Source organism: Paracoccus sp. T5 (assembly GCF_048538155.2).
Taxonomy (GTDB): Bacteria; Pseudomonadota; Alphaproteobacteria; order Rhodobacterales; family Rhodobacteraceae; genus Paracoccus.
Window position 1 is genome coordinate 655,125 of sequence record NZ_CM135809.1, and the last position, 17,005, is coordinate 672,129.

Consider the following 17,005-nt stretch of genomic DNA (forward strand, 5'->3'; position numbering starts at 1 on the left):
TGTCAATGCCCGGGTCATAGCCTGCCGCGCGCCGCGGCGGAAGCCACCGGCCGCGCGGGCCCCCTTGGGATCGCCGGGAAATCCCCTATATTGGGCGCAACCCGGCCCGACCCCCCCTCGGCGCCCCCGCGACTTCAAGGATCACAGATGAACAAGATCAACCAGATCGCCTGGGATGACACCATCCTGCCCTTCCAACTGGACCGTTCGGACATCCGCGGCCGCGTCGTGCGGCTGGACGGCGTGCTGGATCATGTCCTGTCGCGCCACGATTACCCGCCTGTCGTCAGCGCCCTGGTGGCCGAGGTGGCGCTGCTGACGGCGCTGATCGGGCCGACCATCAAGCTGCGCTGGAAGCTGAGCCTGCAGGTGCGGGGGAACGGTGCCGTGCGCACCATCGCGGCGGATTACTTCGCCCCCGAAACCGACGACGCGCCCGCCCGCATCCGGGCCTGGGCCAGCTTCGACCCCGAGCGTCTGGACGGCCGCACGCCTTTCGAGCAGATCGGCGAGGGATATTTCGCCATTCTGATCGATCAGGGATCCGGCAGCACCCCCTATCAGGGGATCACGCCCCTGGCGGGCGGGTCGCTTGCGGCCTGTGCGCAGGCCTATTTCGCGCAGTCCGAACAGCTGCCCTCGCGGTTCCAGCTGTCCTCGGGCCTGTCCCATGTCGCGGGCGAGGGGCCGCATTGGCGCGCCGGCGGCGTGATGCTGCAGACGCTGCCCGCGCAGCCCATGATGCCGGCCGAAGGCGGGACGGGCGAGGGCGGGCTGATCGCCGCGGCCGACATCCTGCAGGGTGCAGAATCCGAGGACTGGAACCGGGCGAACATCCTGCTGGACACGGTCGAGACGCTGGAGCTGATCGGCCCCACGGTTGGCCCCACCGACCTGCTGCTGCGCCTGTTCCATGAGGAAGCTCCCCGCGTCTTCGAGGCGCAGCGGGTGGAGTTCGGCTGTTCCTGCACCGCCGACCGGGTGCGTAACACGCTGTCGATCTATTCGGCTAAGGACATCGCCCATATGACGACCGAGGCCGGGATCGTGACCGCGGACTGCCAGTTCTGCGGCGCGCATTACGAGTTCGATCCGCGCAGCCTGGGCTTCGAGGCGACGATCGACGCCGAGGGGCAACCGCTGGACAGCAGCGACAAGGCGGCCGAGTGACCGGCGACTGGTCCGAGGCCCGGCTGCGCGATGCGCTGCGGACGGCGGCCGGGCCCAGTTCGGACTATGACCTGAACCCCGAAGTGTCCCCGCCGGAGGCGCCGCTGCGTCCGGCGGGGGTGCTGGCGGCCTTTCGCGCCGAGGATGGCCGGCTGCTGCTGACCAAGCGCGGCTCGGGCCTGCGCCATCATCCGGGTCAGATCGCGCTGCCGGGCGGCAAGGTCGAACCGGGCGATGCCGATGCCGTCGCCGCCGCCCTGCGCGAGGCGCGCGAGGAGGTGGGGCTGGACCCCGCGCAGGTGCGCCTGCTGGGTTGTCTTCCGCCGCATCGGACGGTCACTGGCTTTTCCGTCACTCCGGTTCTGGGCGTGATCGACGGCGCCTATATTCCCGTCCCCGAGGCTGGCGAGGTCGAGGAGGCGTTCTTCCTGCCCTTCGGCCATGTCGCCGATCCCTCCCGCTACCGGATCGAGCGGCGGCGCTGGCGCGGCGGATGGCGCAGCTATCACGCGGCCCCCTTCGGCCCCTACTACCTCTGGGGCGCCACTGCGCGGATCCTGCTGGGCCTGGCGCGCAGGTTGCATCCGTGACCCGGCTGCCCGACCAGATCCTGTCCGACGATGCGCTGCAGCAGGTGTTGCGGGCGCTGCAGGCGCAGGGCAATCGTGCCTATCTGGTCGGTGGCGCGGTCCGAAACGCCCTGCTGGGCGAGGCCGTGGACGATATCGACATCGCCACCGATGCCACGCCCGAACAGACGGTCGCGCTGGCCAAGACGGCGGGCCTGCGGCCGGTGCCGACCGGGATCGACCACGGCACCGTGACGGTCGTGGCCGCGCGCCGCGGCTTTGAGGTGACGACCTTCCGCCGCGATGTCAGCACCAACGGACGCCATGCCGTCGTCGCCTTTTCGGCCGACCTGGCCGAGGATGCCGCGCGCCGCGATTTCACGATCAACGCCCTTTACGCCGATTCCGCCGGCCGCGTCATCGACCCGATGGGTGGGCTGCCGGACCTGTGGGCGCGGCGCCTGCGCTTCGTGGGTGATCCGGACCAGCGTATCCGCGAGGATTACCTGCGGATCCTGCGCTTTTTCCGGTTCCTGGCGCGCTATGGGCGGCAGGCCGATCCGCGGGCGGTGACAGCCTGTGCCGCCCATCGTCAGGGGCTGGCCCGCATTGCGCGCGAGCGGATCGGGGCCGAGATGAGGAAGCTGCTGGATGCTGCCGATCCCGGCCCTGCCGTGGCGCTGATGGAGGAGACGGGCGTCCTGCCAATGGTCCTGCCGGATGCCCGGCCCGATGCGCTGGCTGCGCTGCTGGCGGTCGAAAACGGGCTGCCGCCGGCTTGGCCGCGCCGCCTGGCGGCACTGTCCCCCACCGATTGCGGCGAAGCGCTGCGCCTGTCGCGGGCCGAGGCGCGCGTTCAGGACAGGCTGCGCGAGGCGCAGGCCAAGGGCTGGTCTTTGGACGAGGCCGCCTATCGGCTCGGGCCTGAACTCGGGGTGCATCACGCCCTGCTGCGGGCGGCCCTTGGCCATCCGCTGCCCGAAGGCTGGCGCGATCGGATCGACACTGCGGCCGCCGCCACCCTTCCCGTCGCCGCGGCCGATCTGGCGCCGCTGACGGGGCCCGCCCTTGGCCGCGGGCTCAAGGCGGCCGAGGCGGCCTGGATCGCCTCGGGCTTTTCACTGCCCGCCCCCGCGCTGATCGACATGGCCCTGCTGGCCCAGGAGGAGACGCCATGAGCCTGCATTCCCGCTTTGGACGCATGGTCGATGCCTTTCGCCCCGCCGACGGCGCACCGCCCGCGACGCTGCTGGCCTTCTTCCGCTGGTGCCTGTCGGGCGCCTGGAAGGGGCTGGGTTTCGCCGCCGTCGCCTCGGCCTTGGGCGGGGCGGCCGATGTCGTCTCGGCGATGCTGCTGGGGATGGTGGTGGATGCCGTCGCCTCCAGCCCCCCCGGCAGCTTCTGGGAGCAGAACTGGGGATCGGTCCTGCTGTTTGCGGGCTTTTTCCTGCTGATCCGCCCGGCGATCTTTGGCCTGTCGACGGCCAGTTCGAACGTGATCATCGGGCCGAACATCCTGCCCTTGGTCCTGTCGCGGCTGCACCGCTGGACGATGGGCCATGCGGTGACCTTCTTCGACAATGATTTCGCCGGACGTCTGGCGCAAAAGCAGATGCAGACCGCGCGGGCGGTCACCGATGTCGCGTCTGAGATGGTGAACGTGGTGGCCTTCGCGCTGGCCTCGGTCATCGGGTCGGCGGCCTTCCTGCTGGCCGTGGATGGCTGGGGCGCGGTGGCGCTGCTGGTCTGGCTGGCGGCTTATTTCTTCCTGATCCGGTTCTTCCTGCCCCGGATCCGCGCCAAGTCGGGGGCGCGCGCCTCGGCCCGTGCCAACGTGACCGGGCAGGTGGTCGACACGATCACCAACATCAAGACGGTCAAGCTGTTCGCCCATGCCGATCACGAGGATCAGGCGGCGCTGGGCGCCATGGCGGGGTTCCGGGAACGTGCGCTGGATTTCGGCGTCGTCTCGACCTGGTTCCGGCTGTCGCTGATGGTCGTGGCCGGCATCCTGCCGGTGATCCTGGTCGGCGGCACGATCATGCTGTGGCGCCAGGGCGCGGCCAGCGTGGGCGACGTGGCGGCCTCTGGCGCGATCGCCATGCGTCTCAGCCAGATGACCGGGTGGGTCAGCATGGCGCTGATGGGGATGTGGGGCAATATCGGCGAGGTCGAGGACGGAATGAAGACCCTGTCTCCGCCCCATGCGCTGACCGACCGGCATGGCGCCCGGGTGCTGGACCGGGTCCGCGGCCGGATCGAGTTCGACCATGTCGATTTTGCCTATGGCCGGACCGAGGGCGGCATCCGCGACATGGTCCTGCAGGTGGCGGCGGGCGAAAAGATCGGCATCGTCGGCGCGTCGGGGGCCGGCAAGTCGACGATGGTCGCGCTGCTGCTGCGGCTTTACGATGTCGAGCGGGGGGGCATCCGCATCGACGGCCACGACCTGCGCGAGGTCACGCAGGAAAGCCTGCGCCGCCAGATCGCGATGGTCACGCAGGAAACCGCGATGTTCAACCGCTCGGCCCGCGACAACATCCTCTATGGCCGGCCCGGCGCGACCGAGGCCGAGATCGTTGCCGCCGCCCGGGCGGCGGAGGCGCATGACTTCATCCTGACGCTGCGCGACCATGCGGGGCGGACGGGCTACGACGCGCATCTGGGCGAACGCGGCGTCAAGCTGTCGGGCGGCCAGCGCCAGCGGATCGCGCTGGCCCGCGCCTTCCTCAAGGACGCGCCCATCCTGGTCCTGGACGAGGCGACCAGCGCCCTGGACAGCGAGGTCGAGGCGCAGGTTCAGGAGGCGCTGACCCGCGCCATGCGGGGCAAGACCGTTCTGGCCATCGCGCATCGCCTGTCCACCATTGCCGAACTGGACCGGATCATCGTGATGGAGGACGGGCAGATCGTCGAGCAGGGCGCCCATGACGAATTGCTGGCCCGCGGCGGGCGTTATGCCCGCTATTGGTCGCGGCAATCCGGGGGCTTTCTGGGCACCGAGGAGGCCGCCGAATGAGCCGGTGGGTGATCGAGCGGCTGGGCCGCAAGGGCGACGGCGTCGCGCAGGGCGAGGCGGGCCGCGCGCTGGCCGCGCTAACCCTGCCGGGAGAGGTGGTGGAAGGCGAGGCCGCCGACGGCCGCATCGGCGCGCCCCGCATCGTCACCCCGTCGCCCGACCGGGTGCGGGCGATCTGCGGCCATTACCGCGTCTGCGGGGGCTGTTCGCTGATGCATGCCTCGGATGTCTTCATCACCGCCTGGAAACGGCAGGTGGTCGAAACCGCGCTGGCGGCGCAGGGCATTGCCGCCCCCGTGCCGCAGGTCCATGTCTCGCCCCTGCAGTCGCGCAGGCGGGCCGTGCTGTCGGGGCGCCGGACCAAGAAGGGCGCGCTGGTGGGCTTTCACGCCCGCGCCTCGGAGGTGATCGTCGATCTGGCCGAATGCCAGGTGATGCGTCCCCAGATCACCGCGGCACTGCCGCTGCTGCGCAGGATCGTAATGGCGGGGGCCTCGCGCGCGGCCGAACTGGACATCACGGTGATCCATGGGCCGGCGGGGTTGGACCTAGCGGTCCGGGGCGGCAAGCCGATGGATGCGGCGCTGTTCCAGGCGCTGGCGGCCCTGGCCGAGGAAGGCGACCTGGCCCGGCTGGACTGGGACGGGCAGTCGATCACGCGCCGCGCGCCCGCCCTGCCGATGGGCAGGGCGCGGGTCATCCCGCCCCCCGGCGCTTTCCTGCAGGCCACGGCCGAAGGGGAGGCCGCGCTGCTGGCAGCGGTGCGGCAGACGGTGGGGGGCGCCCGAAATGTCCTGGACCTCTTCTCGGGCTGCGGCACCTTCTCCCTTCCCCTGGCGGAGGGCGCGCGGATCCATGCGGTCGAGGGGCTTGCCGCGCCGCTGGCGGCGCTTGATTCGGCCTGGCGGGGCACCACCGGCCTGAACGCGGTCACGACCGAGCTGCGCGATCTGGCCCGGCGCCCGCTGTTGCCCGACGAGCTGCGCTCTTTTGACGCTGTCGTGATAGATCCGCCACGGTCGGGGGCCGAGGCGCAGGTCCGGCAACTGGCCGCCGCAGGGGTGCCGGTGGTAGCCTTCGTGGCCTGCGATCCGGTCAATTTCGCAAGGGATGCGCGGATTCTGGCCGATGCAGGATATCGGCTGGAGGGGCTCTGGGTGGTCGACCAGTTCCGCTTTTCCCCACATGTCGAAATAGTGGCGGATTTTAGGCGAAGCTAGGCAGGGCCGGGCGACTTGTGGTATCCCGGGATCATAAAAATCAAGAACGCTTCAGAGGCAGTGATGAGCAGAACGACCCGTCGGACCTTCACGATTTCGATGCTGGCCTTGCTGGCGGCCTGTGGCAAGCCGCAACAGGCCACCAAGTTCCCGCGCTATGCCGGCCCTCCGGTCACCCAGGTGTCGATCAACAAGGGCGAGCGGCGCATGCACCTGCTGAGCGGTTCGACCGTGGTGCGCTCCTATGACATCAGCCTGGGCAACCAGCCCGTCGGCCACAAGCAGTTCGAGGGTGACGGCAAGACACCCGAAGGCATCTACTACGTGGACCGTTTCAACCCGCGCAGCCGCTATCACCTGTCGGTCGGCGTCTCCTATCCGAACCCCGCCGACCGCGCCTTTGCGGAATCCCACGGTCGGCATCCGGGGGGCGACATCTTCATCCATGGCCGCGGGCCCGACGGCAACAACTTGTTCCCGCGCCAGCGCGACTGGACGGCCGGCTGCATCGCCGTGGCCGATGAGGAGATCGAGGAAATCTATGCGATGCTCAGCCCCGGCACGCCGATCGTGATCTATCCCTGACGGGCGCTGCCGCGTGGTGTCGAAGCCCCGGCCGCGACCGGGGCTTTTTCCTGTCCACTCAGCGCGCGGTCAGCAGCGTCCACCAGATCTTGCCCGAGGGTTCGGTGAACCAGGCAAAGCCCAGCTGCGTGGCCGTGGGGTCCATGATGACGTCGCGGGTGTCGCGGGTGCTCATCCAGGCGGCCAGGGTCTGCATCTCGTTCTCGTAGCTTTCCGAGATGTTCTCGCCCACCAGGGTCCCGGTGAACCCCTGCCGCCGCGCCCGGTCCAAGGGCGAGGATCCGTCCGATCCCCAGTGCCAGGCCCGGTTCTGGGCGGACATGTCGCGCGAATGCGCCAAGGCTGCGGCATCCAGCTGCGGATTGGGGACCAGGGCCGACTGGCCGATATTGCCGCGCAGGGTGTTGATCTGCTGCAACACCCGCCCGCTGATCGCGGCGTTGTCGGGCACGGCGGGCTGGGCCGGGGCCTGCTGTTCGACCGGCGTGACCGGGGGCTGGTTCTGCAGATAGCGCGGCGCGCAGGCGCCGAGCGAGATCATGGCGATCATCGGCAAGATCTTGAACAGTCTCATGTTTCCGGTGCCCCTCATCGGCCGTTTGGCGCAGGTGTATCGAACGGGCGCCCAGGCTTCAAACGCAACTCTGCGTGAGTTGCGCGCGTGGTTCAACCGCAGCATCCGCAGGGTGCTATGAATTGCCGCGAATCTGGCGGGGCGCTATATTCCGGCCACCCCCGGACCTGACGGGCATCAACCCCGCCTCTCAAGAGCGGAGAACCGAGGACATGTGTCGATGAGCAGATCGCCTTCTTTCAACCGCCGGACCTTTCTGGCTGCGGCCGCGGCGCTTGGGGCTGCGGGCGCCGCCCTGCCGGTGCTGGGCCAGGGTATCGATCCCGCGACGGGCCTGCCGATGGCCGCCCCCGCAGCCCCGGCCAACACCGGGCCCCAGCACAACATCTCCAGCTTCCGGATGCAGGACTGGCGTCCGCATTTCCAGAACCTGACCAATGGCGCGATCCTGTGCGACCTGACCTCGCGTGCGGTCCATTACTGGTCCGAGGATGGCAACACCTATCGCGTCTATCCCTCGTCCATCCCGGTCAGCGAGGATCTGATCCGCACCGGCCGGACCGAGATCATCAAGAAAGTCGAAGGCCCGTCCTGGGCGCCTACGCCCGAGATGAAGAAGCGCAATCCCGAATGGCCGGATTTCGTGCCGCCGGGGCCGGACAACCCCCTTGGCACCCATGCCCTGTGGCTCAGCTGGCAGTATTACCGCATCCACGGCACGCATGACACGCGCAAGATCGGGCGCAAGTCATCGAACGGCTGCATCGGCCTTTACAACGAGCATATCGCCGAGCTGTTCGGCCTGGCCAAGGTCGGCACGCAGGTCCTGGTGATGTGACGAAAAAGGGGGCCTTCCGGCCCCCTTTTCATGTCAGCCGCGCGGTTCGACCCAACCGCCGATATTCTCGCGGATCACGTTCAGCATCACCTGGATATGGGCCGGATCGTCGTTCAGACAGGGGATGTACTGGAACTCGTGCCCCCCGGCCTCCTCGAAGCTTTCGCGGATCTCGCCGTTGATCTCCTCCAGCGTCTCGATGCAATCCGACGAGAAGGCCGGAGAGATCACCGCGATGTCGGTATGCCCCTGCCGGGCCAGCTCGGCCACGTGGTCCACGGTATAGGGCTTCAGCCACTCCTCGCGGCCAAAGACCGACTGGAAGGTCGTGTCGATGATGCCGTCCGGCCAGCCCAGTTCCTCGCGCAGCAGGCGCGAGGTCTTCTGGCACTGGCAGTGATAGGGGTCGCCCTGCATCAGGTAACGCTTGGGCATCCCGTGATAGCTGGCGACCAGCTTTTTCGGAACCTTGCCGTCCAGCGCGCGCCGCACGCTGTCGGCCAGCGCCTTAATGTAATCGGGGCGGCTGACATAGGGCTCGCAGGTGCGCACGGCCGGCTGCCAGGTCTCCTTCATCAGGACGCGGAACAGCTGGTCATTGGCCGTGGCCGAGGTCGGCCCCGCATATTGCGGATAAAGCGGCAGGAACACGATCCGCCGGCAGCCCGCATCGACCATCCGCCGCACCACGTCCCCGGTCGACGGGTTGCCATAGCGCATGCAGAAATCGACCATCACCTGGTCGCCCCATTCGTCATGTGCCAATTGCGCCAGCGCCTTGGTCTGGGCCTTGGTGATGGTCAGCAGCGGGCTTTCGTTCGCCTCGTGGTTCCAGATCAGCTTGTAGTTCTTGCCGGAACTGAAGGGCCGCTTGGTCAGGATCACACCCTGCAGCAGGGGCTGCCAGATCAGGCGGTTCACGTCGACGACGCGGCGGTCGGACAGGAATTCGTTCAGATAGCGGCGCATCGACCAGTAGTCATAGCCGTCCGGCGTGCCCAGGTTGGCGATCAGGATGCCGGTCTTGGCCGGGGGGATCCGGGGATGGTCGGCGGGCGCTTGGGTCGGTCTCATTGTTGCTTTTTCCTGATGTCGTTCAAGGCGTCGGCCAGCGGCGTTCGCGCCGAGCCGGGCCGCAGCGGTTTGGGCTGGCTGTCCGAAGGGGCCCATCCCGTCAGAAAGACCAGATCGAAGGTGACGGCGACACGGGACGGATCGTCGCGGTCGGGATGGTGGAGGGCCAGGATCTGCGCCGCGCGGGCCATGACCCCACGCGCGGTGGGACGGCGCAGCCGGGCGGCCATGGCATTGCCTTCGCCCATGCCGCGCAGGTCGCGGCCCAAGTGAAGCAGGTCGCGATAGCTGGCGCGCTGGTGCAGCAGGTCCGCGACCGGCAGGGCCAGCCCCGCGCGATGCAGCAGCCCGCCCAGGTCGCGTATCTCGCCCATGGGCAGGATGCGCGGCGACAGCCCGCCCCGGATCTCGGCCTCGGCCTGGCCCAGGGCGGCGCGCAGTTCGGCCAGGGTCTGGTTGCCAAAGCAGACGCCGAGGAACAGCCCGTCCTCGCGCAGGGCGCGGCGGCATTGCACGATCTGCCCCACCGGGTCGTCGGACCAGTGCAGCGACATGGCGTGGATCACCAGGTCATGCGCCTCTGGCTGCAAATCCAGCATCGGCGCGTCCGCCACGACCCGCGCCTGCGGAAAGCGCGGGCCCCAGATTTCGGGGAAACCCGTCACCAGGGCGGGGGCCGTAAAGCTCCTGTTAACCTCTGCCAGCCTATCCTCGATCTCGTCGGCGGCGATCTGGTGGAACAGGTCCACCAGCCCCCCGCGTCGCGCGCGGTCGCGCTGGCGCAGCAGGGCGTCGCGGTCGGTCAGGGCGGGGCGGTCGGATGCGGGATGGGTCATGGGGCTGGAACATAGGATGCTTTCCGGGGCGATGAAAGCGGCGCTTCTGCTGCTCTATCCGCCGCAATGCCTGTCCTGCGGGGCGGGGGTGGCCGACAGCGGCCCCGGCGCGATCCACCTGTGTCCCGATTGCTGGAAAGAGGCCGCCTTTGTCACCGGGGCCTGCTGCGACTGCTGCGGTGCGCCCCTGCCGGACGACGGCACGGGCCGGGCCGAGGTGCTGGTCTGCGACGACTGCCTGGTGGCGGTCCGGCCCTGGTCGCGGGGCCGCGCGGCGATGGTTTATGGCGGCACCGGGCGCAAGCTGATCCTGGCGCTGAAGCACGGCGACCGGCTGGACCTGGCGCCGCCGATGGCCGCCTGGCTGGCGCGTGCCGCGGCCCCGCTGGTGCAGCCCGACATGATCGTGGCGCCGGTGCCGCTGCATCTGCGGCGGCTGATGCGGCGGAAATACAACCAGGCGGCGCAGGTGTCGGGCCGGCTCGCGCGGCTTCTGGACCTGCCGCACCAGGCCGACCTGCTGACGCGCCTGCGCCACACCCCTTCGCAGGAACATCGGGGCGCGGAGGACCGCTTTGCCAACCAGGCGGGCGCGCTGGCGGTCAGCCGGCGGCGGAGGGAGGGCGTGCAGGGCCGGCCGGTGCTGCTGGTGGATGATGTGATGGCATCGGGGGCCACGATCACGGCGGCGGCGACGGCGCTGCTGGCGGCGGGTTCGGGACCGGTTTCGGTCGCGCTTCTGGCAAGGGCGGTCAAGGATCACTAGATAGGGTGACCACCCGTCAGAAAGGACGACCATGCCCTCGATCGAGATCTATACCACCCGCACCTGCCCGTTCTGCATTCGCGCCAAGTCGCTGCTGGACCAGAAGGGCGTGTCCTATTCTGAAATCGATGTCGGCGCCGATCCGGCCAAGCGCTCGGCCATGACGCAGCGCGCCAACGGCAAGCGCAGCGTGCCCCAGATCTTCGTCGGCAGCACGCATGTCGGTGGCTGCGACGACCTTTACGCTCTGGACCGCGTGGGCAAGCTGGACCCGCTGCTGAAGGGCGCCGCCTGATGGCACCCGCTTCGCTGACCGTCGGGCTGATCCAGCTGACGGTCGGCGATGACCCGCAGGCCAACCTGGCCCAGACCGTCCCGCTGATCCGTGAGGCAGCGGGCCGCGGCGCCCGGCTGGTCCTGACGCCCGAGGCCACGAACCTGCTGTCGCCCGACCGCGACCGGCAGCGCCGCCTACTGCACCCCGAGGCCGAGGACCCGACCCTGGCCGCCCTGCGGGCCGAGGCGCGCGACCTGGGGATCTGGCTGATGATCGGCTCTCTCGCGCTGGCGACGGGGGATCCTGACGGGCGCTTTGCCAATCGTAGCCTGCTGGTCGACCCTCAGGGGAACATCCGCGCGCGCTATGACAAGCTGCACATGTTCGACGTGATGATCAGCGACACCGAATCCTATCGCGAAAGCGCGGCCTATCGGCCCGGTGATCGCGCCGTGCTGTCCCGGGTCGACGATGTGCCTGTGGGCATGACGATCTGCTATGACCTGCGGTTTCCCCAGCTTTATCGGCAGTTGGCCCAGGCCGGCGCGCGCATCCTGACGGTGCCCTCGGCCTTCAATCCGGTGACGGGGGATGCGCATTGGCAGGTGCTGCTGCGTGCCCGCGCCATCGAAACCGGCTGCTTCGTTCTGGCCCCTGCGCAATGCGGCATCCACCCCAGCCCGCACAGTCCCGGTCGGCCGCCACGCCGCAGCCACGGCCACAGCTTGGTGGTGGACCCTTGGGGCACGGTTCTTGCAGACGGGGGTGCGACACGGGGATGCACGATCGTTTCGCTTGACCTTCAGGCAGTTGACAGGGCACGGTCCCGCATTCCGTCTTTGACACATGACCGGCCCTATGCGGCCCCGGAAGACCATGACCACGCGCGCGACCGACATTGATCCCTCCAAGGCGACCGACAGGCTGGCGGCCAGCCTGTTTGCCGAGGTGCTGATCGCCGAGCAGCTGTCCCGCAACCTGATCAGCAAGGCGCTGCCCCGCGGCATGCAGATCTCGCATTTCTCGGTCCTGAACCTTCTGGCGCATGTCAACGAGGAGCGGACCCCCGCCCAGCTGGCCGAGGCGTTCCACGTCACCCGCGGCGCGATGACCAACACTCTGTCGCGCCTGGAATGGGCGGGGCATGTGCATATCCGGCCCGACTGGGACGATGCGCGGCGCAAGTTCGTGTCGATCAGCCCGGCGGGCCGTGCGGCGCGCGACACGGCGCTGGCCGCCTTCATGCCGCTGATCGCGGGGGTGGTGCGCGACATCGGCGCCGACCGCGTGCGCGGCGCGCTGCCGGTCCTGCGCGAGTTGCGCAACCGGCTGGAGGGCGGCGCCCAAGGCTGATGCGGCGCCTAGCCCCCGAAGAGGCGCAGCGCCAGCGGCGCGATGATCGCCGTCAGCACCGCGTTCAGCCCCATGCCGATCCCCGAGAATGCGCCCGCCGTGGCATTGACCTGAAACGCCCGCGCCGTGCCGATTCCATGCGCCGCGACGCCCACCGCAAAGCCACGCGCGCGCCAGTCGCGGATCTTCAGCATGTTCAGCAGGGGCGTCACGACGATGGCGCCGAAGATGCCGGTCAGCAGCACCAGCGCCGCCGTCAGCGTCGGCTGGCCGCCCAGCGATTCCGCGATGCCGATGGCCACGGGCGCGGTCGTGGACTTGGGCGCCAGCGAGGCCAGGACCGGCCCACCGATGCCGAAGGCACGGGCGATCGCCAGCGCCGACAGCACCGCCACCCCCGATCCCGCCAGCAGCCCCGCCAGCATCGGCAGCGCCGCCTTTCGCACCCGGGGCAGGTTGTCATAGAGCGGCAGGGCCAGGGCGACCGTAGCCGGTCCCAGCATGAAATGCACGAACTGCGCGCCTTCGAAATAGGTGGCATAGTCGGTCTCGGTGACCCACAGAAGCACCGCCAGCAGGATCACCGCGACCAGGACCGGGTTGGCCCAGCTTTGGCGGTTCGCGGCGCGAAAGGCGGCATCGCCCGCCAGATAGGCGACCAGCGTGGCGGTCAGCCACAACAGCGGCCCCTGCGCCAGATAGGACCAGATCAGGGCCGGGTCACTCACGTCCCTGGTCCCTCAGCGCGGCGGTTTCCTCGGACCCGGTCAGCCGGGCGACCAGCGTGAAGGCCCAGGCCCCCGCCGCGATGGCCAGCAGCGTGGATCCCGTCAGTGCAACCGCAAGACCGATCCCGTGCAGGCGCAGCAGGTCCCAATGCGCCACGATGCCCACCCCCGCCGGCACGAAGAACAGCGACAGGTGTGACAGCAGCCCAGTTGCGGTCGGCCGGATGCGCGCGGCCAGCGCCGGCCGCAGGATGCAGGCCAGGACCAACGCGATCAGCCCGACCACCGGGCCGGGCAGGGGCAGCGACAGGGCGCGGGAGGTGATTTCCCCCGCCAGCTGAAAGCCCAGGATGATGGCAAGCGTCTGGATCATCCCGCCACGCTAGCGCGGGACAGGATGTCGCGCCAGATCCCGTGCGTGCCGCCGCATCTTGTGGACAATGGCGCCGGCTCCGCGACATCTTGCGGTAAGGTTGACTTGGGCAGGCAGGGCAGGGACAATCGACCATAGACCCGAATCTGACGGACCTGCCTTTTGCGCTTTGACCGCCTGCGCCTCAACGGCTTCAAAAGCTTCGTGGACCCGACCGACCTGGTCATCCGCGAGGGGTTGACGGGCGTGGTCGGTCCCAACGGCTGCGGCAAGTCAAACCTGCTGGAGGCGCTGCGCTGGGTCATGGGCGAGAACCGCCCGACCGCCATGCGCGGCGAGGGGATGGAGGACGTGATCTTTGCCGGCACGACGCGCCGCAATGCCCGTGCCCATGCCGAGGTCTCGTTGACCATCGACAACCGCGCCCGTCTGGCGCCGGCGGGCTTCAACGACGACGACCAGTTCGACATCACCCGCCGCATCACCCGCGATGCGGGCAGCGCCTACAAGATCGCGGGCAAGGATGTGCGGGCCCGCGACGTGCAGATGTTGTTCGCCGATGCCTCGACCGGGGCGCATTCGCCTGCGCTGGTGCGACAGGGGCAGATCAGCGAGCTGATCAACGCCAAGCCCAAGAACCGCCGCCGGATCTTGGAGGAGGCGGCCGGGATCTCGGGCCTTTACGCGCGCCGCCACGAGGCGGAACTGAAGCTGAACGGCGCCGAGACGAACCTGACGCGGGTGGACGACACGCTGGACCAGCTGTCGGCGCAGGCGGCAGCGCTGGCCCGGCAGGCCCGTGCCGCCGCGAAATACCGCGAGATCGGCGCGGCGCTTCGGCTGGCCGAGGGGGTGCTGCTGTATCGCCGCTGGGCCGAGGCCGAGGCGGCCCGACTGGCGGCGGGTGCGGCGCTGAACATGGCTGTCCGGGCGGCCGCCGAGGCCGGGTCGGCCTCCGAGCAGGCGCGGGCCCGGCGCGAGGCGGCCGAGGCTGCCCTGCCGGACCTGCGCGAAGAGGAGCAGGTCGCAGCCGCCATTCTGTCGCGCGTGACGGTCGAGCGCGAGGCGATGGACGCGGCCGAAATGCGCGCCGCCGAGGCCATTGGGGGCCTGTCGGCCCGGATCGCCCAGCTGGACCGCGACATTGACCGGGAAGAGGCGCTGAACCACGATGCCGGCGAAGTGGTCGCGCGGCTGGCTTGGGAAAAGGCCGAGCTGGACAAGGCAGGCGAGGGCCACGAGGATCGCCTGGACGCCGCCGCCGCCCGGGCCGAGGAGGCCGCCGAGGCGCTGCGCGAGGTCGAGGCGCGGCTGGCCGAGCTGACGGACGAATCGGCGCGGCTGGCCGCCCGCCACCAGTCGGCCGAGCGGCTTGCCACCGACCTGCGCGCGATGTTCGACCGGGCCGAGCGCTCGGCCGCCGAAGCCGCCGAGGCGGTCACCCGCGCCAACGAGGCCGGAGAGACCGCCGCCGCCGCGCTGGATCAGGCTGATGCCGCCCAGGACCAGGCCCGCGAGAGGGTCGAGGGGGCCGAGGATGCGCTGGCCGGGTCGGAGGTTGCGCGTGCCGAGGCAGAGACCCGCGAGGGCGCCGCCAGGGCCGCTCGCTCGGAAGCCGAGGGTGAGGCCGCGGCCTTGGGCGCCGAGATGGCGGCCCTGCGCCGGCTGGTCGAACGCGGCCGGTTGGGCGGCAGCACACTACTGGATCAGGTGCAGGTGGCACAGGGCTACGAGGTGGCCTTTGGCGCGGCACTTGGGGACGATCTGCGTGCCGGTGTGACCGAGGCCGGATCGGGCTGGCACAGTCTGCCGGCGCTGGACCTGCCTCAGCCCCTGCCGGAGGGCGCGCGCGCGCTGGCGCCGCATGTGGCAGGCCCCGATGCGCTGGCGCGGCGGCTGTCGCAGACCGGGCTTGTCCTGGATGCCGCGCAGGGGGCCGTCCTGCAGCCCCGGCTGCGGCCCGGGCAGCGGCTGGTGACGCCCGAGGGCGACCTGTTCCGGTGGGACGGGCTGCGGGTCATGGCAGGCGAGGCCTCGTCCGCAGCCGCGCTGCACCTGCAGAAGGTGAACGAACTGGCCCGGATCACCGGCCAGTCCGACGAGGCCCAGGCCCGCGCCAGCATGGCGGTCGAGGCGCATGAGGATGCCCGCGCCGCCTTGGCCGAGGCCGCGCAGGTCGAGAAATCTGCCCGCGATGCGCGGCGTGAGGCCGAGCGCCTGCTGTCGGACGCTGCGCGGGCCGCCACCCGCGCCGAATCGGACCTGGCCCTGGCCGCCAGCCGGGCCGAATCCGCCCGGGGCGAACTGGCGCGCCATCAGGCCGACGCCGCCGATGCGCGCACCCGATTGGCCGAGGCCGAGGCGCAACTGGCCGCGCTGCCCGACCGCGCCGATGCGGCCGCGGCGGTCGATCATGCCCGCACAGGGGTGGAGGCCGCGCGCATCGCCACGATGACCCGGCGCGCGGCGCTGGACGAGCTGCGCCGCGATGCGACAGCCCGGGTCAAGCGCCTGCAGGAGATCGCCAAGGAAGAATCGGGCTGGCGGCTGCGGCTGCAGCAGGCGGGCACGCGCGCCTCGGAACTGGCGGCCCGGCGCGATGCCGCGCGCGAGGAGCTGGCCGAGGCGCAGGCCCAGCCCGCCCTTCTGGCCGACCGGCGCGCCGCCTTGGTCGAGCGCGAGGCGCAGTCCCGCACCCGTCTGGACCGCGCCCGTGACGCCTTGGGCGCGGCGGACGAGGCGGCCCGCGCCGCCGCCCTGGCCGAGCGCGAGGCCGAGCGTGCCGCCTCCGAGGCGCGAGAGTTGCGCGCCGCCCGCGAGGCCCGCGCCGAGGCTGCCGAGGCCGCCGAAGATGCGTCCCGCGCCCGGATCCTGGAGGAGACCGAGCAGACGCCCGACCAGTTGCACGCGGCCCTGGGCGAATTCGACCAGGCCGCCCCGGCCGACGCGCTGGAGGATCAGGTCGCCCGCCTGCGCGCCGCGCGCGAGGCCTTGGGCGCCGTGAACCTGCGCGCCGAGGAGGACAAGCGCGCGCTGGAGACCGAGCGCGACACGCTGGCCGCGGAAAAGACCGACCTGCAGGAGGCGATCCGCAAGCTGCGCGCCGGCATCGGCAGCCTGAACCGCGAGGGGCGCGAGCGCCTGCTGGCGGCCTTCGAGACGGTGAACGGCAACTTTGCCACGCTGTTCACGACGCTCTTCGGGGGGGGCGAGGCGCGGCTGGTGCTGGTTGAATCCGACGATCCGCTGGAGGCGGGCCTGGAGATCATGTGCCAGCCGCCGGGCAAGCGGCTGTCGACCCTGTCGCTGCTGTCGGGGGGCGAACAGACCCTGACCGCGATGGCGCTGATCTTTGCGGTCTTCCTGGCCAATCCCGCGCCCATCTGCGTGCTGGACGAGGTCGACGCGCCCTTGGACGATGCCAATGTCAGCCGCTTTTGCGACCTGCTGGACGAGATGACGCGGCGCACCGACACGCGGTTCCTGATCATCACCCACCATGCCGTGACGATGGCGCGCATGGACCGCCTGTTCGGCGTGACAATGGTGGAGCAGGGCGTCAGCCAGCTGGTCAGCGTGGACCTGAAACGCGCCGAGGCTCTGGTCGCCTGACACGGCCCGCG

Annotated in this window: 17 protein-coding genes; 12 read left to right on the forward strand and 5 right to left on the reverse strand. The window is 70.1% G+C overall.

Annotation, left to right across the window (positions count from 1 at the left end):
* The first annotated feature begins 147 nt into the window (after positions 1-147).
* The 6 genes from hslO (at position 148) to ACNR9W_RS03330 (ending at position 6,563) form a co-directional block, all read left to right on the forward strand.
* Positions 148-1,170 (forward strand): Hsp33 family molecular chaperone HslO, encoded by a 1,023-nt coding sequence (gene hslO, locus ACNR9W_RS03305; RefSeq protein WP_419270405.1) that lies wholly within the window; start codon positions 148-150, stop codon positions 1,168-1,170.
* On the forward strand, positions 1,167-1,760 hold the full coding sequence (locus ACNR9W_RS03310) for an NUDIX hydrolase (protein WP_419270403.1): 594 nt from the start codon (positions 1,167-1,169) through the stop codon (positions 1,758-1,760). The genes hslO and ACNR9W_RS03310 overlap by 4 nt, the downstream gene beginning before the upstream one ends.
* Positions 1,757-2,917, forward strand: coding sequence for a CCA tRNA nucleotidyltransferase (locus tag ACNR9W_RS03315; RefSeq protein WP_419270401.1), 1,161 nt, complete (start codon positions 1,757-1,759; stop codon positions 2,915-2,917). Before ACNR9W_RS03310 ends, ACNR9W_RS03315 begins: the two co-directional genes overlap by 4 nt.
* The gene (locus ACNR9W_RS03320; RefSeq protein ID WP_419270399.1) at positions 2,914-4,758 is read left to right on the forward strand and encodes an ABC transporter ATP-binding protein; all 1,845 of its coding nucleotides are present in this window, start codon (positions 2,914-2,916) and stop codon (positions 4,756-4,758) included. Before ACNR9W_RS03315 ends, ACNR9W_RS03320 begins: the two co-directional genes overlap by 4 nt.
* Positions 4,755-5,978 (forward strand): class I SAM-dependent RNA methyltransferase, encoded by a 1,224-nt coding sequence (locus ACNR9W_RS03325; protein WP_419270397.1) that lies wholly within the window; start codon positions 4,755-4,757, stop codon positions 5,976-5,978. The genes ACNR9W_RS03320 and ACNR9W_RS03325 overlap by 4 nt, the downstream gene beginning before the upstream one ends.
* Before the next feature lie 63 nt (positions 5,979-6,041).
* Positions 6,042-6,563, forward strand: a complete 522-nt coding sequence (locus ACNR9W_RS03330) for a L,D-transpeptidase family protein (RefSeq protein WP_419270395.1) — start codon at positions 6,042-6,044, stop codon at positions 6,561-6,563.
* 58 nt (positions 6,564-6,621) lie between these two features.
* Here ACNR9W_RS03330 and dalA read toward each other — a convergent pair whose 3' ends face one another.
* Positions 6,622-7,137 carry a divisome-associated lipoprotein DalA gene (gene dalA, locus ACNR9W_RS03335; protein ID WP_419270393.1) on the reverse strand — a complete coding sequence of 172 codons (516 nt, stop codon included), beginning with the start codon at positions 7,135-7,137 and terminating at the stop codon, positions 6,622-6,624.
* Positions 7,138-7,357: 220 nt separating this feature from the next.
* On the opposite strand from dalA, the gene ACNR9W_RS03340 reads away from it, so the two are divergent.
* Entirely contained in the window at positions 7,358-7,975 is a 618-nt protein-coding gene (locus ACNR9W_RS03340) for a L,D-transpeptidase (RefSeq protein WP_419270391.1), read from the forward strand.
* 33 nt (positions 7,976-8,008) lie between these two features.
* Here ACNR9W_RS03340 and hemH read toward each other — a convergent pair whose 3' ends face one another.
* Both hemH and ACNR9W_RS03350 read right to left on the reverse strand, forming a co-directional pair.
* Complete coding sequence (hemH, locus tag ACNR9W_RS03345) at positions 8,009-9,049, reverse strand: ferrochelatase (RefSeq protein WP_419270389.1); 1,041 nt, start codon at positions 9,047-9,049, stop codon at positions 8,009-8,011.
* Complete coding sequence (locus tag ACNR9W_RS03350; protein ID WP_419270387.1) at positions 9,046-9,885, reverse strand: methyltransferase domain-containing protein; 840 nt, start codon at positions 9,883-9,885, stop codon at positions 9,046-9,048. The genes hemH and ACNR9W_RS03350 overlap by 4 nt, the downstream gene beginning before the upstream one ends.
* 31 nt (positions 9,886-9,916) lie before the next feature.
* Between ACNR9W_RS03350 and ACNR9W_RS03355 the strand changes: the two genes are divergently transcribed.
* Genes ACNR9W_RS03355 through ACNR9W_RS03370 form a run of 4 tightly spaced genes read left to right on the forward strand, consistent with a single transcriptional unit; the run spans position 9,917 to position 12,281 of the window.
* Complete coding sequence (locus ACNR9W_RS03355; protein ID WP_419270386.1) at positions 9,917-10,651, forward strand: ComF family protein; 735 nt, start codon at positions 9,917-9,919, stop codon at positions 10,649-10,651.
* Positions 10,652-10,682: 31 nt separating this feature from the next.
* A complete protein-coding gene (gene grxC / locus ACNR9W_RS03360; RefSeq protein ID WP_419270384.1) occupies positions 10,683-10,946 on the forward strand; it encodes a glutaredoxin 3 in 264 nt (87 codons plus the stop codon).
* Positions 10,946-11,830, forward strand: coding sequence for a carbon-nitrogen hydrolase family protein (locus tag ACNR9W_RS03365; RefSeq protein WP_419270382.1), 885 nt, complete (start codon positions 10,946-10,948; stop codon positions 11,828-11,830). The genes grxC and ACNR9W_RS03365 overlap by 1 nt, the downstream gene beginning before the upstream one ends.
* Positions 11,805-12,281, forward strand: coding sequence for a MarR family winged helix-turn-helix transcriptional regulator (locus tag ACNR9W_RS03370; protein ID WP_419270380.1), 477 nt, complete (start codon positions 11,805-11,807; stop codon positions 12,279-12,281). The genes ACNR9W_RS03365 and ACNR9W_RS03370 overlap by 26 nt, the downstream gene beginning before the upstream one ends.
* 8 nt (positions 12,282-12,289) lie before the next feature.
* Here ACNR9W_RS03370 and ACNR9W_RS03375 read toward each other — a convergent pair whose 3' ends face one another.
* Both ACNR9W_RS03375 and ACNR9W_RS03380 read right to left on the reverse strand, forming a co-directional pair.
* On the reverse strand, positions 12,290-13,009 hold the full coding sequence (locus ACNR9W_RS03375) for an LrgB family protein (protein ID WP_419270378.1): 720 nt from the start codon (positions 13,007-13,009) through the stop codon (positions 12,290-12,292).
* Positions 13,002-13,382, reverse strand: a complete 381-nt coding sequence (locus ACNR9W_RS03380) for a CidA/LrgA family protein (RefSeq protein ID WP_419270376.1) — start codon at positions 13,380-13,382, stop codon at positions 13,002-13,004. Before ACNR9W_RS03380 ends, ACNR9W_RS03375 begins: the two co-directional genes overlap by 8 nt.
* 162 nt (positions 13,383-13,544) lie before the next feature.
* On the opposite strand from ACNR9W_RS03380, the gene ACNR9W_RS03385 reads away from it, so the two are divergent.
* Positions 13,545-16,994 (forward strand): chromosome segregation SMC family protein, encoded by a 3,450-nt coding sequence (locus ACNR9W_RS03385; RefSeq protein ID WP_419270374.1) that lies wholly within the window; start codon positions 13,545-13,547, stop codon positions 16,992-16,994.
* Positions 16,995-17,005 lie beyond the last annotated feature (11 nt).